Here is a 22,903-nt window from a genome sequence, read left to right as displayed (position 1 = left end):
TCTAAAACAGCAACAAGATTCTGAAATCCATGGACAAAAGTCAACCTATACAAGAAAATGAAGTTTCATTAAAAGGGATTATATTTAAGCTATATGAATGGTGGAAGTATCTTTTGTCTAAATGGTTAATCATCTTACTTTTTAGTGTAATAGGAGGCATTTTAGGTTTTACCTATGCGTATATTAAAAAGCCCGTTTATATTGCAACCACTACCTTTGTATTGGAGGAAGAAAAAGACGGTGGCGGCTTGGGTAGCCTATCTGGCATTGCGATGATGGCTGGAGTAGATTTAACAGGAAGTGGGGGTAGTATTTTTCAGGGAGATAACATTCTTGGATTATATAAGTCTCGAACAATGCTTGAGCAAACGCTGCTCACCCCTGTCAATATTTCGGGTAAAAAGCAATTATTGGTAGAACGGTATATTGATTTTAATAAACTTCGGAAAAAATGGGAGAAAAAACCAGAACTTTTAAAACTGAAATTTAATGCTGACAGTTTGCGGGATGGTCGTTTCGCATTAAATCCAAATCGGTTACGCGACAGTATTTTAGGTGTAATTGTAACGGATATTAATAAAAACTATTTAACGGTGGCTAAACCTGACAAGAAATTAAGTACGATACAGGTTGATGTCAAATCAAAAGATGAATTTTTTGCTAAATCTTTCAATAACGAGTTGGTTAGGAATGTTAATCAATTTTACATTAACACCAAAACTAAAAAAACCTTGCAGAATGTAAAGATTCTACAACATAAAAGCGATTCGGTTAGGAAAGTGATGAATGGTGCAATTTACAGCGCAGCCATTGTAGCTGACGCCACTCCAAACCTCAATCCTACTAAACAGGTACAGCGGGTGGCCCCGGCGCAAAAAGCCCAGTTTTCTGCAGAGACCAATAAAGCTATCCTGGCTGAAATGGTGAAAAATCTGGAGATGGCTAAAGTGTCTCTATTAAAGGAAACGCCTCTAATTCAAGTTGTGGATGAACCCATCTACCCGTTAACCGTTGATAAGTTAGGTAAGATTAAAGGTGCATTGATAGGTGGGATATTATTCGGGTTTTTAACTGTTTTCTTTCTGCTAGGAAAATTGATCCTCAAAAAAGTAATGGCTAGTTGACTTATAGGGCAATAAAATACCCGATCCTTGATTTTGAGAGATTCGGCTGTACAAATCCCCATTTTCAGACATTTCATATTTAGTTCCCCTGATGTCATGAATATTTAAATTAAAATGATCTAAACTCCGTTTTAGAAAGACGATAAAAATAATGAGCATAAAGAAGAATTTCCTGTATAATGGTATTTTGTCTGCGTCAAATTATATCTTTCCATTCTTAACCTTTACCTATGTTTCAAGGACCCTGGGCGTGGAGAATTTGGGTAAATGTAGTTTTGTAGATGGAATAGTTAATTATTTCCTTTTATTCGCCTCTCTAGGTATAGGCACCATTGGAGTAAGGGAAATTGCGAAGACAAATGATGATTCGAAAGCTAAAAGCAGGGTCTTTTCAAGTTTGCTGATCTTTAACTTAATCTCAACAGTTATTGTCTGCATTGTTTATGTCATCGGCATGGTTTACGTATCCAAATTGGCCGCCTATAAGGAGTTACTTTATATTGGGCTGGCAAAAATTATTTCTACGCTATTTCTCATAGAATGGTTTTTTATTGGTATTGAAAATTTTAAATTTATTACCACAAGAAGTATCCTTATTAAGCTGATCTATATTGCACTGGTGTTTTTACTTATTTCAGACAGCCAGGATTATAAACTTTACTTTCTGTTAACCGCTGTTTCGACAATCATTAATGCCCTATTTAATATTTTCCATGCCAGAAAATTTGTCAAATTTAGTTTCAAAGGTTTAGCAGTTCAGAAATATATACGGCCCATGTTAATTATGGGAATGTATGGGTTGTTAACCTACATGTATACCAGTTTTAACGTAATTTATTTAGGATTTATATCAGGAGATAAGGAAGTTGGCTACTACACTACCGCAACTAAAATATATACCATTCTGCTCTCCGTTTTTACCGCTTTTACCAGTGTAATGCTTCCTCGTATCAGCCTTTTGGTTGAGGAGAAAAAGTTTGAAGAAACACGGGTACTGATCAATAAGTCATACGAAATACTTTTTTGCATTAGTATACCCTTGCTTGTTGTTTGTGGTTTCTTAGCACCACAAATTATTGAATTAATTGCCGGAAAGGGCTTTGAAGGGGCCGTTCTGCCCATGCAGATTATCATGCCACTTTTGTTAATCATCGGTGTAGCTCAAATTTTGGTGGTTCAAATTTTAATGCCATTTAATAGCGACAGATCTGTATTTATAAACTCTTTAATTGGAGCGGCTATAGGGGTGATACTAAATCTTCTATTAATTGGTAAATTACATAGTGTTGGTTCGGCAATTGTATTGCTTGTATCAGAACTTGCGGTTGTGATTTCGGCAGACTACTTTGTAAAAAAAGAAATTAATTTTACCATCCCCTACAAAAGTTTTATCACCAATTTATTGTTTGCTGTACCTTACATTGCATTTTGTTTGCTTGCACAGGCAGTATTTATTAGCAGCTTTGTTATTGTAATTTCAGTTTGGATAGTTTCTTGTATTTATTTTGTCCTGATACAGAAATATTTTATAAAAAACGTGTTGTTTCTGCAAATAGAAGAGAAATTAAGGGGTATCGTTTTCAATAAATTAGCCAAATAATATGGATGTTTCAGTTATTCTTGTCAACTATAATACAAAAGATTTATTAAGACAATGTCTTCTTTCTATTTTTGAAAAGACTTTAATGGTTACTTTTGAAGTAATTGTGAGTGATAATGACTCAAAGGATGGTTCATTGGAAATGCTTCATGAAGAGTTTCCAAATGTAATAGCACTTCAAAATAACGCAAACTTGGGTTTCGGTAAAGCAAATAATAAAGCAATTTCAGTGGCGAAAGGTAAATATCTGTTTCTTTTAAATACAGATACCTATCTGCTGAATAATGCAATTAAGATCTTATTTGATTATATGGAAAATCCTCAGCATAATAGGGTAGGATGCTGTGGTGGAGACCTGTTTGATGCCCGGGGGGGAAAGCAAGCTTCATTTGGGAATTTTCCGTCTGTTTTAGATGCAATTTCCCAAATAGGATTTTACCGTTTCTATAAGAATTATTATAATAAGCATATTTCAGCGGGGGCCATTAATCCAGACCAAACCATTAAGGAAGTAGACTTTATATGTGGGGCTGATATGTTTATCCGAAGAACATTGCTAGATCAGATCGGCGCTTTTGACGAGGATTTCTTTTTATATTTTGAAGAAACGGAGCTTTCTTACAGAATAAAGCAGGCGGGATTTAAGTCGGTGCTTGTTCCCCAAGCTGAAATAGTTCATCTGGAAGGTGGCTCGCAAGGAATGGAAACCTTCAATTTTTTCAAAACAAGTGTTTTTGCAAAAAGCAGAAAGTTATATTTTAAAAAAACCAGCGGGGCATGGTCTGCAACTTTTGTGACATTGATATTTATGTTCCAAAGTTTTCTTCTTTTTTTAATGAAGGGAAATAAAAATTATCTTAAACAAATGGTGGCTATTTTTAAGGCTTAGCCATATTAGTATTTAATAATAATGAAACATTTAATGACATTTCTGGTCCATTTTCGATTATACCTGTTTAATGCTTTTTTTACGAAAATCCCTTTTAATTTTTTAAGAATGTTCTTCGTTAGAAGATATATTACGGTCGGTAAAAATTCATTTGTATCCATGAATGTGAAATTGCTTAATTTGCAGTTAAGCAAAAGCCAGATTTGCATCGGCGACAATTGTATCATAAATCCTGGGGTTTTGCTGGACGGGCGAATTGATAAAATTATTATTGGCAACAATGTGGATATCTCAAGAGACGTTTATATTTATACCGCACAACATGATCCGCATTCTGATAACCATGAGGTAAAAACAGGCAATGTGATTATTGAAGATCATGTTTGGGTAGCTTCCAGGGTAACCATACTGCCCAATGTTACATTGGGAAGAGGCTGTGTAATAGCCTGTGGCGCAATCGTAACAAAAGATGTTAAATCACTTGCAATCGCCGGCGGGATTCCTGCAAAACAAATTGGCGACAGGAAATCGAATTTAAGTTATACCATAAATTATCAACCCCCATTTTATACATAAAATGATATATATAATAGAAGCATTTGTAGAGGATTATTTGCATGTATTGGCCAATGTTAATATTATAAAAATATTTAGAAATATTTATACAGATAAACCCATTGTTTTTACCTCGCCTAAAAAGCATAATGAGCAGGTTAAGGAATGTTTCAAATCAGCAGACCCTTTAATCTCCTTTGAAAGTGTTCCTAATCTGAATGTAGCCACCACTAATATATTTAATCGGGTTTATCTTATTTTGTTGCGGATACAAAGAGATATTTCGTTACTTAACAAGGTTTTTAAAAAGTGTAAGCCGGGCGACATTGTGGTAGTTACGCATATCTACTTCCCTTGTTTGGTATTGCTTAAGCTGATCAAAAAAAAATACCCCTTAGTAACAACACTGTCCGTTATTCATGGAGATGTGGAGTACGTTTATTATCCAAAAACCAAACAACAAAAAATAGTTGGGTTTTTCCATAAGCTAATGTTTAAAATTAAGGCAAAGCAGTTCTATTATATCTTTTTAACTCCAATTTCAAAACAGATTCTACTGGAAACAAAAAAAACCACTCACGCAGAAACACTTGCTATTGAACTTCCTCCGTTTCCGAATGATCATTCGTTTAAGGATAGCCTTACTTTACCGCGCGATGTTTTAAAGATAGGGCATGTTGGCTCGGCTGGTGTGAGAAAAAATGTTCATCTATTTTATGAACTGGCCGTAAAGCTGAAAGTAGAAATTGAGGGTGGGACGCTCCAGCTCAGTAATGTTGGTGTGTTAGAGACTAGTATTGAGCCATTTTTAAGCCCACTTATTATCGATTTTGTGAATCAAACTATCGATAAACCTTTATCCAGGGAAAAGTATAACGAAAAAATCTCCGATTTACATTATGCCATCTTTTTCTATGGTAAAGACGATTTTATATTGAGGAGTAGTGCTGCTTTTTTTGATGCTATTTTTTATGAAAAACCGCTTATTGTGTTAAAAAATACCTTTTTTGAAGATGTATTTAAACGCGAGGGAGAAATAGGCTATTTGTGCGAAAATTTAGAGGAAATGGCTATACTGATCAATCAATTGCTCACACAGCAGCGTTATCATGAAGAAAAGTATGTTTTAATGGTAGAGAATATAAGAAAATACAAATCTAAACTAACAATAGATATTATCTCTTCTGATCTAAAAAATGGTATGGAAAGCCTTGGTATTATATGTCCGGCAACAAGCTGATCATCATATAAGTTTGATGAGAGGTTGCATAATAAATAGTGAGAGCATAAGATGGTATTATTAATATTTACTTTATTTCTTTTTCTGTCTTTTCTGGCATTGTTTGAAATCAAAGACAAGAATACAGAAATTCTGGTTTTCATGTTTTGTAGTTTACTGCTGATCTTGTTTGCTGGGTTTAGAGGTGAAGGCATGGATAGGGATTACGCAAATTATAAAGAGATTTTCTTAAACTTAACTGAAAACAGCACCTATTACGTAGAGCCCGGTTTTATTATCATCACAAAGGTGGTCAATTTTTTTTCGGGCACAGCTGTGTTGCTGTTCCTCCTGTTTGCTATACTTGCGGTTACGATTAAATCATATGCTATTTCCAAACTATCCGATTTTCTGTTTGTTAGTTTGCTAATCTACTTCAGCAATATTTATATCCTTAATGAACTCACACAGATCAGGGCCGGAGTAGCCTCCGGGTTATTGCTTTTAAGCATTGTCCCGTTGCAGGCGAAAAAGAATTACAAGTTTTTTTTAATTGCTTTTACAGCCGTACTTTTTCATCTTACCTCATTGGTACTGTTTCTTATATGGTTTTTGGATACAGATAAAATCAATAAGAAAGTTTGGTTTATCATTATTCCGCTAAGTTATATCGCGCTTTTTATAGGCTTATCTCCTATTGATTTATATAAATTAATACCAATTGAGTCTATACAGGCAAAAATAAATACCTATATTCTGCTACAAGAATCCGGCGATGAGAAGGTTAATGTAATCAGTACATTGGTGCTGTTAAGACTTGTGGTGATCTTTTATCTGTTAAAATACATAGATAAAATCCAGGTAGAAAATAAATATGCTATCGTTCTTACCAAAATCTATATTATCTCTTTAGCAGTGCTTATCGTCATGTCACGTACAGCTGCGGTAGCTTTAAGATTTAATGAATTTTTTGTGGTGGTAGAAATGTTCACTTTACCGCTTATCATTTATACATTCCCTCCAAAATTGAGGCTTATACCCAGGATTATCATTGTCGTATTTGCCGCTGTTTTATTGTTCTTTCACTTCCGGTCTAAAACCTTACTTATATTTGAATGATTTTATCTTTTGACATACAGTTTGTTATCGTCTTATACAAGTGTAAGCTCGAAGAGTCCATAAGCTTTGTCTCGCTCAGTGCTGCATTAGCGAAACAACCGGATTCGCAAGTTGCCAAACACAGCTTATACGTGTATGATAACAGCCCCTATATACAGCAACCCACACCCGAAAGTAACGTTTGGGATATCTGCTATCAAAGTGATTTAGCAAATGGAGGCTTAAGTATCGCTTATAACACAGCTGCGCAGTACGCTAAAAATAATAACAAAAAATATTTAATGCTATTAGATCAGGACACGCTGTTTCCTGAAAATTCTTTAGCGGTTTATTTAGAAGGAATTAATTCACATCCTGATATTAAGCTGTTTGCCCCCATCATGAGGATTCAGAACGGACAGATTATGTCACCCTGCAGATACATCTATAAGTGGGGTAAATTAATAGATCACATCGTTCCGAGAGTTGACAACCTAGCGGTCCATGTTCCGGTAAACAGCGGACTATGTATCCATCTGGAAAGCTATTTTGATGTGGGGGGCTATAATGAAAAAGTTAAAATTGATGGTGCCGACTTCCAGTTTATCAGCAGGTTTCAGAAAAAGCATCAACAATTTTATATACTTGACCTCACCTTGCATCAGGATTTTTCAATGTTCGAAGAGGACCCGGATAAAATAATAACCAGATATAAATTATTTTTGAAAGATGTGAACAATTTTGAAACACATCATTGGTTGGATCGTTTCTATTTCTATAGAATTATTTGTATCCGCACTTTGAAATTAACTTTACAAACAAGAAAGCTGGAAATAATGCGCATTTTTTTTAAAAATTTATTCCAATCTAATGTCTAAGGATAATATTGTGATATTGATGGCGACCTACAATAGCCAGCAATTTCTAAGGCCACAGCTTCAATCGATTGTTGAACAGTCTTTTCGTGATTGGAAGCTTTATATTCGGGACGATGGATCTCAGGACAACACGCTTGAAATTATACAGGATTTTGTAAATAAAGATGAAAGAATTACGCTGATCAACGATCGTCAATCAAATATGGGTGCTGCCCGGAGTTTTATGCTTTTGCTGGAGAACATCGAAGCTGATTATTTCTTTTTTTGCGATCACGATGATTTTTGGCTGCCTGAAAAAGTGGAAAGATCTATGCTTGAGATGAAAAAATTAGAGCGTCAACATCAGCAGGTCCCGATTATCGTTCATTCTGACTTATACGTCGTAGATCATGAACTGAATGTGGTGAATCAGTCTTTTTGGAAATCATCTGGTATAAAGCCAAAATTTCTGGCTGAAAAAAACATTATTCAGGTATTTAATTGTGTAACGGGTTGTACCATGGTATTTAATAAAGCTGCCAGAAATTGTAGCCTGCCCTATCATTCCATGGCACCAATGCACGATTGGTGGATCACGATTAAAGTTTTACAAAACAAGGGTATTGTTTTTGGAATTGACGACCCATTGATTTATTACAGACAGCATTTGTCAAATGTAGTTGGGGCTAGAAATGTAAATCTTCAATATTTTATCAATAAGGTTTTAGGGTTAAAAACTACCCTTGAGAACCAAAACAAACAAATCCAGTTCCTGAAAGCGATAAAAGGGATTGGGCCCTTTAGCTATTACTATTATAAAATTTTATATACTTTAATAAGAAAAATGTGAGCGTAATCAATCCAACTTCTGCGAAGAAGGGAGTCTTCCATTTAATTGTACCATTGATTTTGGTGCTTCTTTGCAATTGTAATTGTGGAGCAAGCAATAAGGTACTTACTTTACGGTATTTTGGTGCAAAAGGGGATGGAAAAACCAATGATACCAAAGCATTTTTAAAAGCTTTAAAAGCAGCACAGGATATGGATGTGGTATTATCCGGCGAAAACTTAACCTATGTAATTACAGGGCAACAAAACTTAGCACTCAAAAAGATGGTGCTTAAAGGTTTGACGGTAAAGATTTTCGGCAGTAATGCTCAACTGGCCTTAAATATAAATTGCAATAACGTTTCAATAGATCAGCTAAAAATAATTGGTTCCCGTGGGCAATCAGTAGAAAACTGGAAAGTGTTTGGGAAAGAGCATCATATCAACAGCATCATGCCCTCAAATGCAGATGTTATCCTCATTAATGCAACAAGAAAAGATGCTAAAATCAATATCGCTCATGTGGAGGCCATTAATATCCATGCGCGTTCATGCATCACCGTCATTACGCTTGGTGATGTAGAACTGTCAAATGTTTCCTTCAGAAACATCAGTAATAAGACTATTCATGTATATCATACGCTGGATGACGGAAAAACGGTGGGAGGATCAACACATCTTAAAAATGCAACAGCTGTAGATGTTGGAATATTGCCAAAAGTAATCCTGGTCAACGGGAAATCATACCTCACCTCTGCTGGTTTATACATGCCCCAGGAGAGTTTTAATTTTATCGTTAGTTTTGGTACTTATTATGCATACCATATCAAGGTGAACAATTATGGTTCTACAGGCTTAACGGCTGACAGGAATGAGTATTTTGAAGCCGATCTTGTCAATATCAATAATTCATCCAATCAAACCTACTCTAATAATTCATCTGCTGCGCTTTGGTTTGAAGCCTGTAAAAAAGTACGTGTGATATCGGCCAGTTTGTCCATTGATGACCGTGGACCTAGAGATCTTGATTTTGACAGTTCTGCTCTTCATATCTTCGGCAACAATTCATCCGTTATCATTGATACTTTAACGATAAAGGGAGGAAAGAAAACCGTACTCAATAAAGGCATTCGAGGTTCATTGGCAGGGGAAAATAATATTAAACTTGGAAACGTCACTGTTCAGGGTAATTATAAGAACGCTGGCATTGCTTTTGGCATCCTGGATACGGGCAACAAATCCTCTATTAACATAGCGCATCTTAATTTAGTGGGTAATAAGGCTAATTTTCATGGTATAAACAAGGTTGAGATAGCAGCAGTAAATGGTACTTACAAAAATGAAGAAGTTAACTTTTACATTGATGATGCAGGTACAGGTACAGAAAAATTAAGTATTGGCAAAACCAATATCACAAATTTTGGACTGAGCAAAAACATCAGAAATTTTTCTGTTGGACAAAATCTGTCTAAAACGGGTATTGATATCAAACGGATTAACTAGATGCATAAGGTTAGGTTTTATTTGATTTTATTAGGGGAACTAGTTTTAAGCCCGTTTCTATATTTAAATAACTACTGGAAATGGAATTTTGGCAAGTGCCCTAAAAGCCCTGCATTGAGGCAGCGGCTTAGTGCCGATGATAACAAAATTTCGGTCTGTATTCATGAATGGGGAGGATATCATGCTGTTAGGCAAAAGAAATTAAAGGTAGCTGAAGAATTTACCTGCGGGCTTAAATTTCAACTGGAAAGATTTAAAAATTATGCTGGCAACAGGCAGGTGGATATCTGTCTAACCTTATCCGAAGCCTGGCGAAAAAAGGAAGCGCTTGTAACCTGTAATGTTTTGGAAGTGGGAAATGAGGGCATGGATTTTTCGGGCTACGCGGAATTTTTTGAAACGATCAGGGAGAAACCGAATCATTATGTCATCTTGACAAATACCTCGGTTCATCAAATGCAAACTGAATTTTTAGATTCCTATATCGATTATATGGAAGCTAACGATACAGTTGGTGTTTTGGGTATATCATATGCCACCAAAATGTACCAGAGTATTATTCGTAATAATTTTAAGCCTCATGCACAAAGTTTCTTTTTGTTAACAACCAGGGCTATTTTACAGGAGATCGTTGACATTAACGGAAGCTTTCCCGGCAAGGGCATTACTGATAAAAGACTCCTGATCAGAAATGCAGAAATTAAGCTATCAGGCATTGTTCTTAAACTGGGATATGAAATTGCCCTGGTACAGGAAGACGGATCTGTTTTTAAATATGATTCGAGTGTTCTAAGCGACAACGGCCGGTGCAGATGGACTATCCCGATGGGGGATAACCGTGCCCATGTGAAAAATCCCAATGCAATAAATGCGATAAAAAGTCATAATTTTACCTCCAATAAGTAATTAATTCTTAAATTTTGATACTCATAACTGCAAGTATTGTTTTATTCAGGAATGATAGAGACGTACTGTTAAACGCTATTGACAGCTTACTTAACTTTGACCAGTCTCCGATTAAGTTATATCTGATTGATAATTCACCAACAAGTGATCTGGCAGACATTAAAAATGATCCCAGGATCACCTATATGCACAATCCTTCCAATCCTGGTTTTGGTGCAGCCCATAATATCGCTATAAATTTGGCTATAAAAGAAGGATCTGTTTACCACTTGGTTTTAAACCCCGACGTGTACTACGGGAAGGGGGTTTTGGAAGAGTTGGTTGATTATATGGAGAAGAATCCAGGCGTAGGCAATATCATGCCTAAAGTACTTTATCCAAATGGCGATATTCAATACCTCTGTAAGTTATTGCCCAAACCATATGATTGGATCGGCCGCCGTTTTAATCCGCTCAAAAAAATGGTGGAAAAACAAAACCATATTTTTGAGCTAAGGTTTACCGGCTACAACGAGATCATGGAGGTGCCTTACCTATCCGGATGTTTTATGTTTTTAAGGTTAAGTGCACTAAAAAAGATTGGTTTGTTTGATGAGGGCATTTTTATGTATGGAGAGGAAACAGACCTGTGCAGGAGATTGATTGATGGGGGGTATAAAACCATTTTCTATCCGAAGGTTCACATCTATCATCATTTTGAAAAAGGCTCACATAAATCCTGGCGCTTAACAAAGATTGGAATGCAGTCTGCTATTTATTATTTCAATAAATGGGGTTGGCTTTTTGATAAAAAAAGAACAGCAATTAACCGTGATACACTACAAAAATTAAGGTAAATATGATGCGGGTAATTTTAACTGGGGCATCTGGTTTTTTGGGTAAATACATCTACAATGAATTATGCAAAGCGCATGATGTCATTACCATTTCGAGATCCGGTGCCAGCCATAATTTGGATTTGGCAAAAGTGATTCCTGTTTTGGAACCGGCAGATCTGGTCATACATGTTGCTGGTAAAGCACACTCGGTTCCCAAAACAGCAGCAGAAAAGCAAGCCTTTTTTGATGTAAATAAAGTTGGCACGCTTAATCTCTTAAAAGGTCTGGAGCAGTCTGCAGCTATTCCAAGGTTTTTCGTATTTATCAGTACTGTAGCGGTTTATGGAAAAGAATCCGGAATACTGATCAATGAAAACACCTCTCTGGAAGCGAAGGACCCATACGGTGAAAGTAAAATTCAGGCAGAAAGATTAATATCAAAGTGGTGCGCCGAAAAAAATGTAGTTTGCACCATATTACGATTGCCGCTTTTAGTGGGAGAAAATCCTCCCGGAAACCTGGGTGCAATGATCAAAGGGCTTAAAAAGGGCTATTACTTTAATATTGCCGGAGGCAAAGCCAGAAAGAGCATGGTGATGGCCGCTGATGTTGCAAAGATTATACCTGTTGCTGCTAAAATAGGTGGGATTTATAACCTTACTGACGGGTATCACCCATCTTTCGAGGAACTATCAATGAGTATTGCTAAACAACTAAGCAAAGGACACCCGGTTAACCTTCCTTTATGGCTGGCAAAAGTTTTGGCTGGCTTAGGTGATATTTTAGGTAACAAATCACCAATTAATACCAGGAAGCTGGTTAAAATTCGTGCAGATTTAACTTTTGACGACCGTTATGCCAGAGAACAGTTAAATTGGAACCCAAAAAGCGTATTAGAAGGGTTCAGGCTTAAATAAATAACGATTAGATTCAGCTACTTCGATTGTGCAGAAAAGTATTTTACTTGATGTTTTGAACTCATGAAGCTTTCGCAATAAGTTTTATCGCTTTGCTGTTCTCTCGCCTCCAATTTTCTATCTTTGTTGTTAATTAAACCATGATGTCATTTTTGTCTGCACTACTTATATTTCTTGCACTTTTTCTGATTGAGCTATTCTATTTTAAAATAGCCGATCACTTCAATATCATTGATAAGCCAAACGCAAGAAGCTCTCATCAAACCATAACGTTAAGAGGCGGTGGTATTATTTTCTGCCTTGCCTGTTTGTTGTTTTTCTTTTTTTATGGTCAGCAATATCCATTCTTTATGCTGGGTTTAACGGCCATTGCTACAATCAGCTTTTTAGATGATATTTTTACGCTTAACAACAAGATGAGGTTATTCGTTCAGTTAATTTCAGTTTCGCTACTGTTATATCAATGGGATTTGTTTGCACTATCCTGGTATTGGGTTGTAATTGCTGTTATTTTTATCATAGGAACCATTAACGCCTACAACTTTATGGATGGCATAAACGGTATTACAGGAAGCTATAGTTTATTAGCGATTTTAACTTTATTTTATATTAATCAGTACGTCGTTTCATTTACCGAACCCGGCTTCCTGATTATTGTAGGCTTATCGCTTTTAGTATTTAATTTTTTCAATTTTCGTAAAAAAGCTAAATGTTTTGCCGGAGATGTAGGTAGTGTAAGCATTGCCTTTATTATCGTTTTCTTAATAGGACAATTGATTTTAAAAACAGGTAATGCAGTTTATATATTGTTATTACTGGTATATGGTTTAGATGCGGTGTTTACCATATTCTTCAGAAAGATTAGAAAAGAAAATATTTTCGAAGCGCACAGATCCCATTTCTATCAATACCTGGCGAATGACAGGCAATGGTCACACATCGGTGTATCAACTGCATATTTTATCTCCCAGTTTCTGATTAATTGCTGTGTAATATTCTGGATTGGACAATCAGTATTACTTAGTTTGATTTTTGTACTTGCATTGGGAATTGCCTTTTTATTGCTACGCTTTTCTTTTGAAGGAAAAGCAAAATTAATGCAGGTAAAAAATTAACGGCTATTTTTAAAGTCAAAAACCAAAATAGGTTGATTTTTATGGGCCATTGTTGACTATATTCCATAGTTTTTGATTAAATTGACTAAAAAACACCTTAACTACCTGTTCGCTATGTATATTTGCTGGCAAAGTCGTATACATATATGAATAAATTTTTCCTCTTTTTATGTGCTGCAGTAATGGCTGTTGGCACACAAACTGTTGCCCAAACTGTACCTGTTGGTTTGTTAGACCACCTGGAAGATAATCTTCGGAGACAGCAGCTATTGGGCAACGATACTTCCGGAAGTTCATTCATGATCAGGCCGCTGACCATTTCAGCAAGGAATAACGTTCTGCTTGATGCGACCGATGGTATTGAATTGGATAAATTCAGGAAAAAAGTACTTTCCACTCCAAATAACATTTTCTCTTTATATGTTTTACCCATCACCTGGCAGCAACAGGTCAATACCGATCATCCATATGGTTGGAATGATGGATCAATGATTCCAGCCAGGGGTTACCAGACCCAAATCTCTGCGGGTTTTTTTGCAAAGCTTGGTCCCTTAAGTGTTCAGCTTAAACCCGAGTATGTTTATGCGCAGAATAAAGCCTTTACCGAACTCTATCAGGCAGATAATGAGCCGGCATTTTTAAAAAAATACGCCCAGATGGCGAATATGATTGATAATCCAGACCGTTTTGGCACAGGATCTTATTCCAAAGTTTCATGGGGGCAGAGTAATGTCCGGTTAACCTTTGATCCGGTTTCAATAGGTTTGTCAAACGAAAATTTATGGTGGGGGCCGGGCGTAAGAAATTCACTTTTGATGAGCAATAATGCAAGTGGATTTAAACATATCAGTTTGAATACCACACGGCCTGTAAATACCCCCATCGGTTCATTTGAAACACAAATTATTGCCGGTAGATTAGAAAGTTCAAAAATAATTCCGGATAATGCGCTTTTTGTTGCCAAACCCGATGACTGGCGATACCTTTCCGGAATAGCCTTTACGTATCAGCCCAAATGGGTTCCCAATTTATTTCTGGGCTTCGATCGCAGCTTTATTGTGTATAGAAAAGATATGGGCAGCTCTTTTGGTGATTATTTTCCGCTTTTTTCACCTGTAGAAAAAGCAAGTGTGATCAATGGCGAAAATAATGAAGACAATAGAAAACGTGATCAGTATGCATCAGTTTTTGCCAGATGGGTAATGCCCGAGAGCCATGCAGAAGTTTATTTGCAATACGGGAGAAATGATCATCCTTATAACCTACGCGATGCCTTACAAGAGCCGGAACATTCCCGGGCCTATATTGCCGGTTTCCGGAAACTGATTCCGCTGAAAGCAGATGATGCATTTATTCAGGTAGGTGTAGAATTTACCCAGTTGGAAGGGGCCAGAACAGGAGAAGCCAGGGCACAACCAACCTGGTATGTACATCATCAGGTAAAAGACGGCTATACCAATATGGGGCAGGTTCTTGGTGCCGGAATCGGTCCGGGCAGTAACCTGCAATCGTTAGAGCTAAGCTGGGTGAAAGGATTAAAAAGGATAGGCCTTCAGTTAGAAAGACTTGTAAATAATAACGATTTATATTATTTCGCAATCGCTACTGATAATAGAAGAAAATGGATAGACCTGTCTTTTTCAGGTAAATTTGATTGGACTTACAAAAGTTTTATTGTAAACACTCAATTGAGTTATATCCGTTCTCATAATTATCAATATACTATTAAAGGAGTTTCTCCTTTGAGTGAGCAATTCTGGAATTGGGATCAACAGGATCGGGGAAACTTAAATTTGAAGGTTGGTTTGGCCTATATTTTTCAAAATTGATTGTTGTCGACTAAATTACCTTACACAGTTCAATTTTTATATCAGCAATAGTATACAGTAAATGCTCCCTTATAGCTTAAAGGGAGCATTTTAATATTCAGGTCAATCATCGTTTTTTCATTAGCCGGCAGCCTAATGCCAGGCAAAATACCACTCCCAGTCCGGTCCAAAAAAATAGTGACAGGCTTTTTCTTGTTTTTTCGGTATACTGTACCTTCGTTTTTAATGCCGTACTTTTCACCCTGGTTTTTTGTTGTGCCAGCTGACGTCCTTTTTGCTGTTGCCCCTGCAATATGCGCCTGTGGTTGGCCTTTCCTCTAAACACCACCTTCTCGGCCATCCCTTCAAAACCTTTTTCCGCACTGTAGAAAAATTTCCCCAATGGGGTAATTTGCACCACATATTCGCTGTTGCTGGTATCAAGCAAAAGGGTATTGCTTTTTGCCCAGCTTTGCTCACTGTTGCTTTCCCGGCTGTCATGTTTTACCTCAAGGTCCTGTTCATGCAACATTTTTTTGCTTTTTGGTGTTGCACATGCCGAAAGCAAGAGCGTACAGGCCGCCAGGCATTTGATCAATTCAGTTTTCATTATCCGCTCCTTTCCTTTTCGCCCAGTCGGCAAAGTATTTAACGGCTTTTAAATGCCTGCGTTTACGGTACACCCCATCTCCCTCCCTGTTTCCTGCCGGGTTGGTATTGCCCTCAATGGTAACCATCCAGTCACCGGCCTGCCGTTCAACCAGGCCACAATGGGCAATGCGTTTTAAGTGGCTAAAGTAAATGCCAAATACTACGGCCGGCCTGATCTCTTTGGTGCGCTTGCATAGCGGGAATAAGGCGGGGCTCCAGGCGGTGCGCGGTACCGGGTAACCGGCCTGGCCAAAAACCCAGCTCACAAAAGCTGCACACCAGGCATTGCCCTCCGGTACCTTTACATAACTGAGGTATCCGGCAACCCGCGGGCCATCGTTTTTGCCCGAACGTTCGCGCACGCCCAGTTCCTTTTCGGCCACCTGCAACAGCCTTTTCCTATCGGCAAGCGAGGGGTCGTGCCGCAGGTTTACACTATCGCCGCCAGGCAGGCTATCGCTGCCAGCAAGAGCAAGGCAAACGATGCCCATAAGAAACTTAACTGTTGCCATGAGGTTAACTGTTTAAATAGTGAAACCATATCTGTTAATTTATACAGGCCCAGGCTTTGCCAAAAGCGTTGCAACAGCCACCACGATAGCTGCAACAGGGCAGCATAACATAGCAGGGCCAGCAAGATCAGCTGCCATATGCCTGCATCAAGCAGGGCCGCGGTGGGCTCAATGGTTCTTAACACTTTTGGGAGGGTATGCCAGCCCAGCACCAGTATTACGGCCAGCATCAGTTTTTCGAGGATCTGCTTTTTCGGCAACAGCGCCGTTAAAGCCGGTTTTAATGTTTTCATATCTTTTTGGTTTAATAGCCCAAACCTGGCATGGCTGGGTTTGGGCTGGTTCATATTAGTTAGGGAATGGTATAGGTACCCAGGTATTGGCTGTTTGCAACCGCAGTGGCATCGCGGTTTACCGCAAAGGCCCAGGCGTGAAAAACATCGCCGCTAAAGTTTGTACCGATTACCGCCGTGTAGGTCAGCGCAGCGCGCTGGGCTTCCTCGTACACCATATACATGTTTTTGGTGGCATTAAACAGCACAACCGTCAGCACATCATCCGCAAAGGCATTATAGCGGTTTATAATGCTCTGCCAGTTCAACAGCAGATCTGACCCCTGCAGGCTTCCGTTCAGGCCGTGCATTACCGAAAGCGAACCCTTGCTCAGCACCACCTTCGAAAAATCGATCTCAAAATCAGGGTAGTCGCCTGTAACGGCCTGGTTTAAGAAAATTTTTACCGCGGCATTGTAACCGGTAATCTTGTTCAGCTGTTTATCCTTAAAGCCGATATTTAAAATATCCTTGATGGGGCTCAGGTACTGGGCCGCAAGGGCAAACCTGGTTCGCTGCGCCAATTGAGGTTCGGTACTGGCTTTACTGCTTTTTTTAGGGAGTCCCCTCAGGTAATCTACACTGCGCCAGCTGCTGCCGATTACACTGCCTACCTTGCCCGAGAATGCGCCATTGGCGCCTTTTGAATACGTTGCCATAATTTTTGTTTTTTAAGTGAAAAAAATGTTTAATTCATCGGATTTCTGCTCTACCGGTATGTTCAAATCCATGATCAAACCTAGCCGCTTTGAAGTAATGGCACCTCATTTTGGACTCAAATGAGCTAAATTGAGCTGATTATGGGCCATAATGAGCTAAAATGAGCCATGCTAATGCCGGCCATCCAGGCAAAGGAACAACCGTAAACAACCGGCCTGCCCCCGGGCAGCATGGCTATAACCCCCGTAAATGTTTACCCCGGAAAAACCCATTGTTTACCTTTTAGGTAAGCAAAAGGTAACCAATAGGTAAGCAAAAGGTAACCAATAGGTAAGCAAAAGGTAACCAACAGGTAAGCAAAGGGTAAGCCAGGGGTAAGCCTGGTACCAGCAAAGGGTAAACAACAGGTAATAAAGGGGTAATTGTCCGATACTGGAATTAATTTACAGTAAAAAGTCTTATTACTGATTTGTGTTTACTATCGAATTTGTTTTTACTGTATTGGGTTTACCATGTAATGTTTTCTTACTGATACAATAAAAATCAGATACGGCCTTTGCGCTGGCTCTCCAGGTAGGCAGCCAGCAGGTCTTTCAGGTAAAAACGATCGCCGCCGGGCAGTTTGATGGGCTTTAAGGTACCATCTTTCACTTTACGTTTGTAGGTACTTTCGCTGATGTTGAGGTAATCTTTTACCTGCTGCCGGGTGAGCTGCGTTTCAGGGTCGCCGAAGAGATCGATAAAGGTAAATTTTAACTGTTCTTTGTTCAGTACGAGGTATATGTTGTACAAGGTCTGTACCAGTGCATCAAGGTTATTCATAGGGCGTAGAGTTTAAAAACAAAAACATATTGCAGCATGCTGATGGGGCATGCTGCAACCATATCTGGAAAATGTTCCTGTGCCGTTATCAGGGCGGCTAACCGATGGTGCCGGAGCGACTAAAATTGGTTAGAAAATTTGGGTATATCTTAAAATTTTAGCGTCAAACAGCGCCAAAAGCTGTTCAACATTCCCAATAATATGGAGGTTAATTAATCGGTATGTAGATGATCATGAATGTACAGGGCACACAATGGCCAAAGCAATGGGTCGCCACGGCTGGGGCACACCAGCCTTGGGTTAAACAGGCTACAGGCCAGCCTTTTAGGGTGGCTTTTCCGTGCATGTGCGAGCGTTCCATGCAGCGGGTCAAATACAAAAATGATTAGGGATGAAAAAGCAAACAGGTAAGGTTTTTCCATTTTCTGTAAACTTAATCAGTAAATAAATTAGTATTATGGTTACATATTATACCCTGTATAACGACAACTTATCTCAAATCGTATATCAATCAGGATGTGCTACCGTAACCAGAAGCGGCAAATCGCTTCAGCAAAGCAAGGTAAAAAACTTTCGCACCGCCAACAAAACCGCCTGTTCAGGCAGATAAAACAATTTAGCTGAACCCTATGTATGTGCTTCAAAATGACCTCTCATGGCATGCTAAATACGTAAAAAAATTTTCAAATCAGGCTCACCCGGCAGGCAAAACAGGCATTTTTTTCGCAGATATTACGCCACTCAAGTTCCTGATCTACCCCTCCGTGGTAAGAAATCACTCTTATCAATTTGAAAGATACTCTTCACGTAGGTACCTACGGTTGATGATATACCCAAAACTTAAAAACGATCGGTTAAAATACCGGGCCATGGGATAAGATATAGATATGTACCCAAACATCGGCCGGGTTGCCCGGGGTTGCCAGCCCGGCAACTTGACAGGAGACCAAAAAGCTTTTTTCTTTAGGTAAAAAAAAGATCATGGAAGAAAACAGCTATTTAAAAACCATCCGGAATTACATTAGCCCATCTTTTGGGTTAAGCTGTTATTTAAACCTCCTGCTCAAAGAACGTACATTCAAAAAGAAAGAAACCCTAAAGCTTGCTGATGAATATTGTGCGGTATTACTTTTTATCAGCAGCGGTACGTTAAGGTTATATACCATTGATGCAGAAGAAGAAACAACCCTCCTGTTCTGGCATCAGCACCAGTTTATTGTCCCCATGGCCACTTTGGGCAATTACACCGAAGGCAAGCTGTTTATCGAATTCCTTGACGATGCTACCCTGACCGGTTACAGTGATAAACACACCGCCAACCTTTATAAACTATTTCCCGAATACCGCGTACTGATGAACAAACTTTACCAGCACCAGCTTGCAGCATTACTGCTGCATACCACAGCGCTTTCCCGGCTAAATGCCAATGCCCGTTTCAACCAATTGATGCACACCAGGCCGGAACTGTTTAACCTCTGCGACCTCAAAACCATTGCCAGTTATCTGGGCATCCATCCCAAAGTTTTAAGCCGGCTGAGGTCAAAAGCGGTAAAAAAGTAACATCCGCTACCTGCATTTCATTGTTTGTAAGCCTTTTGGCAACTTAAATAGCCTCCACCTGGCCTGTTCTGCACCGAACTTTATACCAGTAATTTAAACTGTATAAGGTAAACCGATTAAAATGATTAGGCCATGCAATTAAATCTAAGTAAAAGTGTTTATCAGCTCGGCTGCCTCTTACTCATTATTTTATGGGCTACTACTGCGGCCAGCAAACTTGGTAATCTAAACCAATTCAAAACCGAACTGGCCAAACAGGTTTTTTCTGAACGCTTTACTGCCTGGTTACTTATTGCCGTACCCGCTTCAGAAATGATTGCGGCCACCCTTTTGGCCTTTAGCAAAACCAGGTTATACGGCCTTATTGCTTCACTCCTGCTAATTACGGCTTTTACCCTATACATCGCCATGGTGCTGGCAGGCTATTTCAACAAGGTGCCCTGTAGTTGCGGCGGTGTTTTAAAATGGCTCGGCTGGAAAGCACACCTGGTATTTAACCTGGTGTTTACCGCAATAACGCTCATTACCCTAATTATTCACCTAAAGCGGGAGGTTCGTGACAAAGAGTAAGCAGCACAACCGGATACCGGTCATATCCAATACAGCAACAATCAACCGATCGCCAGACCACCGAAACAGATCAATTTCATTTATCCTCCTAAACGGAGATCATTTAAAAACTAAATACCATGTTAAACAAATTAAACCTTGGCCTTGTAGCCCTCGTATTGGGGTTCGGCCTAACCATCACCACCAGTGCATTTAAATCAGCCAAAGCAGATATCCAGTGGAATTTTGTTGGCACACAGCTATCTGACGCCACAGATGGCCATAAATACTCTACCACCATGAGCCCGCCTACCAGCTGTAACTCTGGTACTGCAGCACCTTGTTACCTGATTACGCCGGAATCGGTTGATACACAGGACAAGCTGACCCAGTACATCGAAGATACCTACGGCAGCAATGCGGCCGATGTAAGGGATAATGCTCCTGCCCAACGCGCACTTTAAGTAAATAGGGGCCTGGTTAAATTAACCGGGCCCTTTGTTTTACCGCTCGTTCTGGGGCATACCAGTTAGGGCAATAATATCTTCAGGCAACGGCAGCGCATATCGTTTATCATTTGGTGTTAAGGTATAATCAATCCCACCTATGGTTCGCTTCAGCACAATATTACCACCTTCGGCATTTAAACGTTTAACATCCATCCACCTCATCCCCCGCATTACCAGCTCCTTTCTCCTTTCGCTTAGCACCATGTTCAGTGCGGTAGCTTTGTCGCTGGCCACCAATGGCACAAATGTTCCGGTTTTAAACCTGGCCACCAAAAGTTTGTTCAGCGTTTGCATACCCAGGTCTGTTTTTCCGTTCCTCACCTGGCACTCGGCAAGGGTAAGGTACATTTCATCAGTAGCCAGGCCAAAGAAAAGTGCAGGCTGGAAATAGGTGCCTTTAAAATAAGAAGCGCCACCGCTCTGCAAATAAAATACCTGCTTTCTTAAATCATTAGCCTGGTAGGCCTGTAAAAGCTCAGGCACCATCTTCGCCCTGGTATTGGTTAATATGGTTGGCGGTGGCGAAAACGTGCTGAAAAGCACTTCAGGGTTAAAAAGTGCCACCGGATAAGAGGCTGTTGCATTGAGTTGATTATAATCCAAAAGCGCAGCATTGATGCGCAGGCAGGAATCGGCATAATTTTCGGCCGCCTGGTAATTGCCCATGTATAAAAAGGTACGTGCCAAAAGCCCGTAGGCCGCTGCCTTTGATGGCCTGGTGGCACTCAGGGCTTTTACGGGCAAAAGTGGTACCGCAGCTTTAAGATCGGCCAGCACCTTTTGGTAACCTTCCTGTACGGTAGCGCGGTTAGAAGGCATATTAAAATCGGCATTTGGGCGCAGCGGGATACCGAGGTCTGTTGCTGAAGAAACCTGATAAGCCTTTGCCCAAAGGCCCAGCCCCTGCAAAAAGCATTTGGCCCGGTATACCAGTGCCTGCCCTTTTACATTATTAAACCTGGTATCACGCTCAATGGTTGAAGCTTCCAGCCCTTCCAGTACGGCATTGCAGGAATAAACGGCTTTGTACAGGTATGCCCAATCATTGCTGCCCGGCTCAAAAAGGTTATCCTTTTGCCAGCTGTACATCCTCCGCTCATATTCTCCCGGTAGGGCCGCAAGGTCGGCATCGGTAAGGTAATAATCATCGGCCGAGATTTCTGCCGACACCAGATCTTTAGCGGTAAGCACCCCGAAATTATCCATCAGGGCCTGAAAATCGGCCAGTGTGGAGGGGATCACCAGCCGCTGATCTGGTTTTTCATCCAACAGTTTTTGGCAACCTAAAATTCCTGCAGCAAAAAGAGCCAGCAGAAGCCAATATCCAAAGTGGTTTGTCTTTTTCATGTTCATCAATTTTAAAGGCCCGCCCTTAAGCCGAAAGCCAGGGTTTGGCCTGGAGGTAAGTTAAAGCTACTGGTTACATACTCAGGGTCAAGGTGGTGTTTGTTTGCCCGGTAAATAATGCCCACATTGGCCAGGTTGGCAAATACATTCAATGTTTTTAAGCCGGTCTTTTTTGCGAGTTTTTTCCCGACCGCATAATCAAGGTTGATGTACTGTATGCGGATATGGTCGCCCTTATCAATCAGTTCTTCTGAAAAGCTGTAAAAAGATTCCCTGCTGCTTGATAAGGGATAGGGTATGGAAGGTACCTGGGTAAATTGTTCATCGCCCGGGTTTTTCCAGCGGTTGCCAAAATCGGCATGGCCGCTGCCGTTGGCAAAAAGATTGGTATAATCAATCCCCTTGCGCCTGAAATAATAACCGAACTTAAAGCTGAGCGCTACCGAAAGGGTAAAACCTTTACATCCAAAATCGTTTACCATGTTGCCGAAATAACGGGGCAGCGCCGGGCCGTGAAATACCAGATCGGTAAGTTTGGTACCACTGATGATACTGCTGTAGGCCTTGCTGGGCTGGCCGTTTAAAAAGCCCATCGGTTCGCCCTTGGCCCCATCAAGGCCCGCCCAGCGGTAGGAGAAAATGGAGTATACCGGCAAACCCTCTACCCCCGATACGGTAGCATTGGCCTGCAAAAAGTTGCTGCCCTGTACCGAGGGCAGGTAAT

At 39.7% G+C, this 22,903-nt stretch carries 24 protein-coding genes and 1 pseudogene; 18 read left to right on the top strand and 7 right to left on the bottom strand.

Going from position 1 to position 22,903, the window contains the following annotated elements; translation table 11 throughout:
- Positions 1-29: 29 nt before the first annotated feature.
- The 14 genes from BM107_RS04560 to BM107_RS04495 all read left to right on the top strand — a co-directional run bounded on the left by BM107_RS04560 (position 30) and on the right by BM107_RS04495 (position 15,258).
- Positions 30-1,124: a Wzz/FepE/Etk N-terminal domain-containing protein gene (locus BM107_RS04560; protein ID WP_090980778.1), complete on the top strand. Its 1,095-nt coding sequence runs from the start codon at positions 30-32 to the stop codon at positions 1,122-1,124.
- A 151-nt stretch (positions 1,125-1,275) separates the two neighbouring features.
- On the top strand, positions 1,276-2,724 hold the full coding sequence (locus BM107_RS04555) for a flippase (protein WP_090980776.1): 1,449 nt from the start codon (positions 1,276-1,278) through the stop codon (positions 2,722-2,724).
- A 1-nt stretch (position 2,725) separates the two neighbouring features.
- Positions 2,726-3,613 carry a glycosyltransferase family 2 protein gene (locus tag BM107_RS04550; RefSeq protein WP_090980773.1) on the top strand — a complete coding sequence of 296 codons (888 nt, stop codon included), beginning with the start codon at positions 2,726-2,728 and terminating at the stop codon, positions 3,611-3,613.
- 108 nt (positions 3,614-3,721) lie between these two features.
- Positions 3,722-4,189: an acyltransferase gene (locus BM107_RS04545; RefSeq protein ID WP_208864334.1), complete on the top strand. Its 468-nt coding sequence runs from the start codon at positions 3,722-3,724 to the stop codon at positions 4,187-4,189.
- Between the two features lies 1 nt (position 4,190).
- Positions 4,191-5,408 (top strand): hypothetical protein, encoded by a 1,218-nt coding sequence (locus tag BM107_RS04540; protein ID WP_090980768.1) that lies wholly within the window; start codon positions 4,191-4,193, stop codon positions 5,406-5,408.
- A 51-nt stretch (positions 5,409-5,459) separates the two neighbouring features.
- Positions 5,460-6,506 (top strand): EpsG family protein, encoded by a 1,047-nt coding sequence (locus tag BM107_RS04535; protein WP_090980766.1) that lies wholly within the window; start codon positions 5,460-5,462, stop codon positions 6,504-6,506.
- A gap of 131 nt (positions 6,507-6,637) precedes the next feature.
- Positions 6,638-7,363 carry a glycosyltransferase family protein gene (locus tag BM107_RS04530; RefSeq protein ID WP_208864333.1) on the top strand — a complete coding sequence of 242 codons (726 nt, stop codon included), beginning with the start codon at positions 6,638-6,640 and terminating at the stop codon, positions 7,361-7,363.
- Positions 7,356-8,192, top strand: a complete 837-nt coding sequence (locus BM107_RS04525; RefSeq protein ID WP_090980762.1) for a glycosyltransferase family 2 protein — start codon at positions 7,356-7,358, stop codon at positions 8,190-8,192. The genes BM107_RS04530 and BM107_RS04525 overlap by 8 nt, the downstream gene beginning before the upstream one ends.
- Complete coding sequence (locus BM107_RS04520; RefSeq protein ID WP_090980760.1) at positions 8,189-9,673, top strand: hypothetical protein; 1,485 nt, start codon at positions 8,189-8,191, stop codon at positions 9,671-9,673. Before BM107_RS04525 ends, BM107_RS04520 begins: the two co-directional genes overlap by 4 nt.
- Positions 9,674-9,787: 114 nt before the next feature.
- Positions 9,788-10,579 (top strand): hypothetical protein, encoded by a 792-nt coding sequence (locus BM107_RS04515; RefSeq protein ID WP_139222275.1) that lies wholly within the window; start codon positions 9,788-9,790, stop codon positions 10,577-10,579.
- Positions 10,580-10,593: 14 nt separating this feature from the next.
- Positions 10,594-11,415: a glycosyltransferase family 2 protein gene (locus BM107_RS04510; protein ID WP_208864332.1), complete on the top strand. Its 822-nt coding sequence runs from the start codon at positions 10,594-10,596 to the stop codon at positions 11,413-11,415.
- Between the two features lie 2 nt (positions 11,416-11,417).
- Positions 11,418-12,314, top strand: coding sequence for an NAD-dependent epimerase/dehydratase family protein (locus tag BM107_RS04505; RefSeq protein ID WP_244278728.1), 897 nt, complete (start codon positions 11,418-11,420; stop codon positions 12,312-12,314).
- Between the two features lie 140 nt (positions 12,315-12,454).
- Positions 12,455-13,429: an MraY family glycosyltransferase gene (locus BM107_RS04500; protein ID WP_244278727.1), complete on the top strand. Its 975-nt coding sequence runs from the start codon at positions 12,455-12,457 to the stop codon at positions 13,427-13,429.
- A gap of 146 nt (positions 13,430-13,575) precedes the next feature.
- Positions 13,576-15,258: a capsule assembly Wzi family protein gene (locus tag BM107_RS04495; protein ID WP_090980751.1), complete on the top strand. Its 1,683-nt coding sequence runs from the start codon at positions 13,576-13,578 to the stop codon at positions 15,256-15,258.
- A 106-nt stretch (positions 15,259-15,364) separates the two neighbouring features.
- Here BM107_RS04495 and BM107_RS04490 read toward each other — a convergent pair whose 3' ends face one another.
- The 5 genes from BM107_RS04490 to BM107_RS04470 form a co-directional block, all read right to left on the bottom strand.
- Positions 15,365-15,847 (bottom strand): hypothetical protein, encoded by a 483-nt coding sequence (locus BM107_RS04490; RefSeq protein ID WP_090980749.1) that lies wholly within the window; start codon positions 15,845-15,847, stop codon positions 15,365-15,367.
- A complete protein-coding gene (locus tag BM107_RS04485) occupies positions 15,837-16,400 on the bottom strand; it encodes a C40 family peptidase (protein ID WP_244278726.1) in 564 nt (187 codons plus the stop codon). The genes BM107_RS04490 and BM107_RS04485 overlap by 11 nt, the downstream gene beginning before the upstream one ends.
- Positions 16,319-16,693 carry a hypothetical protein gene (locus BM107_RS04480; protein ID WP_139222274.1) on the bottom strand — a complete coding sequence of 125 codons (375 nt, stop codon included), beginning with the start codon at positions 16,691-16,693 and terminating at the stop codon, positions 16,319-16,321. The genes BM107_RS04485 and BM107_RS04480 overlap by 82 nt, the downstream gene beginning before the upstream one ends.
- Positions 16,694-16,752: 59 nt before the next feature.
- Positions 16,753-17,391: a DUF6266 family protein gene (locus tag BM107_RS04475; protein ID WP_090980743.1), complete on the bottom strand. Its 639-nt coding sequence runs from the start codon at positions 17,389-17,391 to the stop codon at positions 16,753-16,755.
- A 544-nt stretch (positions 17,392-17,935) separates the two neighbouring features.
- Entirely contained in the window at positions 17,936-18,214 is a 279-nt protein-coding gene (locus BM107_RS04470) for a helix-turn-helix domain-containing protein (RefSeq protein WP_090980741.1), read from the bottom strand.
- A gap of 227 nt (positions 18,215-18,441) precedes the next feature.
- Between BM107_RS04470 and BM107_RS24915 the strand changes: the two genes are divergently transcribed.
- From BM107_RS24915 to BM107_RS04450, 4 genes are all read left to right on the top strand, one after another.
- A complete protein-coding gene (locus BM107_RS24915; RefSeq protein WP_159435311.1) occupies positions 18,442-18,603 on the top strand; it encodes a hypothetical protein in 162 nt (53 codons plus the stop codon).
- Between the two features lie 592 nt (positions 18,604-19,195).
- Positions 19,196-19,774 carry a Crp/Fnr family transcriptional regulator gene (locus BM107_RS04460; protein ID WP_090980737.1) on the top strand — a complete coding sequence of 193 codons (579 nt, stop codon included), beginning with the start codon at positions 19,196-19,198 and terminating at the stop codon, positions 19,772-19,774.
- A 132-nt stretch (positions 19,775-19,906) separates the two neighbouring features.
- The gene (locus BM107_RS04455) at positions 19,907-20,344 is read left to right on the top strand and encodes a MauE/DoxX family redox-associated membrane protein (protein ID WP_090980735.1); all 438 of its coding nucleotides are present in this window, start codon (positions 19,907-19,909) and stop codon (positions 20,342-20,344) included.
- 119 nt (positions 20,345-20,463) lie between these two features.
- Positions 20,464-20,787, top strand: a complete 324-nt coding sequence (locus BM107_RS04450; RefSeq protein WP_090980733.1) for a hypothetical protein — start codon at positions 20,464-20,466, stop codon at positions 20,785-20,787.
- A gap of 39 nt (positions 20,788-20,826) precedes the next feature.
- Here BM107_RS04450 and BM107_RS04445 read toward each other — a convergent pair whose 3' ends face one another.
- On the bottom strand, positions 20,827-22,179 hold the full coding sequence (locus BM107_RS04445; protein WP_159435198.1) for a RagB/SusD family nutrient uptake outer membrane protein: 1,353 nt from the start codon (positions 22,177-22,179) through the stop codon (positions 20,827-20,829).
- An 11-nt stretch (positions 22,180-22,190) separates the two neighbouring features.
- Positions 22,191-22,903, bottom strand: a pseudogene (locus BM107_RS24610) (SusC/RagA family TonB-linked outer membrane protein); the annotation flags it as partial.

It is taken from the genome of Pedobacter suwonensis (assembly GCF_900111825.1).
In the GTDB taxonomy this organism is placed as follows: Bacteria; Bacteroidota; Bacteroidia; order Sphingobacteriales; family Sphingobacteriaceae; genus Pedobacter; species Pedobacter suwonensis.
The sequence above is the reverse complement of the archived record's forward strand: the minus strand, read 5'-3'. Positions and strand labels throughout refer to the sequence as shown.

What these genes read in the sequence shown, in the direction of transcription:
- BM107_RS04560 (WP_090980778.1), top strand. Translation starts at nt 30, where the DNA reads ATGGACAAAAGTCAACCTATACAAGAAAATGAAGTTTCATTAAAAGGG.
- BM107_RS04555 (WP_090980776.1), top strand. Translation starts at nt 1,276, where the DNA reads ATGAGCATAAAGAAGAATTTCCTGTATAATGGTATTTTGTCTGCGTCA.
- BM107_RS04550 (WP_090980773.1), top strand. Translation starts at nt 2,726, where the DNA reads ATGGATGTTTCAGTTATTCTTGTCAACTATAATACAAAAGATTTATTA.
- BM107_RS04545 (WP_208864334.1), top strand. Translation starts at nt 3,722, where the DNA reads ATGTTCTTCGTTAGAAGATATATTACGGTCGGTAAAAATTCATTTGTA.
- BM107_RS04540 (WP_090980768.1), top strand. Translation starts at nt 4,191, where the DNA reads ATGATATATATAATAGAAGCATTTGTAGAGGATTATTTGCATGTATTG.
- BM107_RS04535 (WP_090980766.1), top strand. Translation starts at nt 5,460, where the DNA reads ATGGTATTATTAATATTTACTTTATTTCTTTTTCTGTCTTTTCTGGCA.
- BM107_RS04525 (WP_090980762.1), top strand. Translation starts at nt 7,356, where the DNA reads ATGTCTAAGGATAATATTGTGATATTGATGGCGACCTACAATAGCCAG.
- BM107_RS04505 (WP_244278728.1), top strand. Translation starts at nt 11,418, where the DNA reads ATGATGCGGGTAATTTTAACTGGGGCATCTGGTTTTTTGGGTAAATAC.
- BM107_RS04500 (WP_244278727.1), top strand. Translation starts at nt 12,455, where the DNA reads ATGATGTCATTTTTGTCTGCACTACTTATATTTCTTGCACTTTTTCTG.
- BM107_RS04495 (WP_090980751.1), top strand. Translation starts at nt 13,576, where the DNA reads ATGAATAAATTTTTCCTCTTTTTATGTGCTGCAGTAATGGCTGTTGGC.
- BM107_RS04490 (WP_090980749.1), bottom strand. Translation starts at nt 15,847, where the DNA reads ATGAAAACTGAATTGATCAAATGCCTGGCGGCCTGTACGCTCTTGCTT.
- BM107_RS04485 (WP_244278726.1), bottom strand. Translation starts at nt 16,400, where the DNA reads ATGGCAACAGTTAAGTTTCTTATGGGCATCGTTTGCCTTGCTCTTGCT.
- BM107_RS04480 (WP_139222274.1), bottom strand. Translation starts at nt 16,693, where the DNA reads ATGAAAACATTAAAACCGGCTTTAACGGCGCTGTTGCCGAAAAAGCAG.
- BM107_RS04475 (WP_090980743.1), bottom strand. Translation starts at nt 17,391, where the DNA reads ATGGCAACGTATTCAAAAGGCGCCAATGGCGCATTCTCGGGCAAGGTA.
- BM107_RS04470 (WP_090980741.1), bottom strand. Translation starts at nt 18,214, where the DNA reads ATGAATAACCTTGATGCACTGGTACAGACCTTGTACAACATATACCTC.
- BM107_RS24915 (WP_159435311.1), top strand. Translation starts at nt 18,442, where the DNA reads ATGATCATGAATGTACAGGGCACACAATGGCCAAAGCAATGGGTCGCC.
- BM107_RS04460 (WP_090980737.1), top strand. Translation starts at nt 19,196, where the DNA reads ATGGAAGAAAACAGCTATTTAAAAACCATCCGGAATTACATTAGCCCA.
- BM107_RS04455 (WP_090980735.1), top strand. Translation starts at nt 19,907, where the DNA reads ATGCAATTAAATCTAAGTAAAAGTGTTTATCAGCTCGGCTGCCTCTTA.
- BM107_RS04450 (WP_090980733.1), top strand. Translation starts at nt 20,464, where the DNA reads ATGTTAAACAAATTAAACCTTGGCCTTGTAGCCCTCGTATTGGGGTTC.
- BM107_RS04445 (WP_159435198.1), bottom strand. Translation starts at nt 22,179, where the DNA reads ATGAAAAAGACAAACCACTTTGGATATTGGCTTCTGCTGGCTCTTTTT.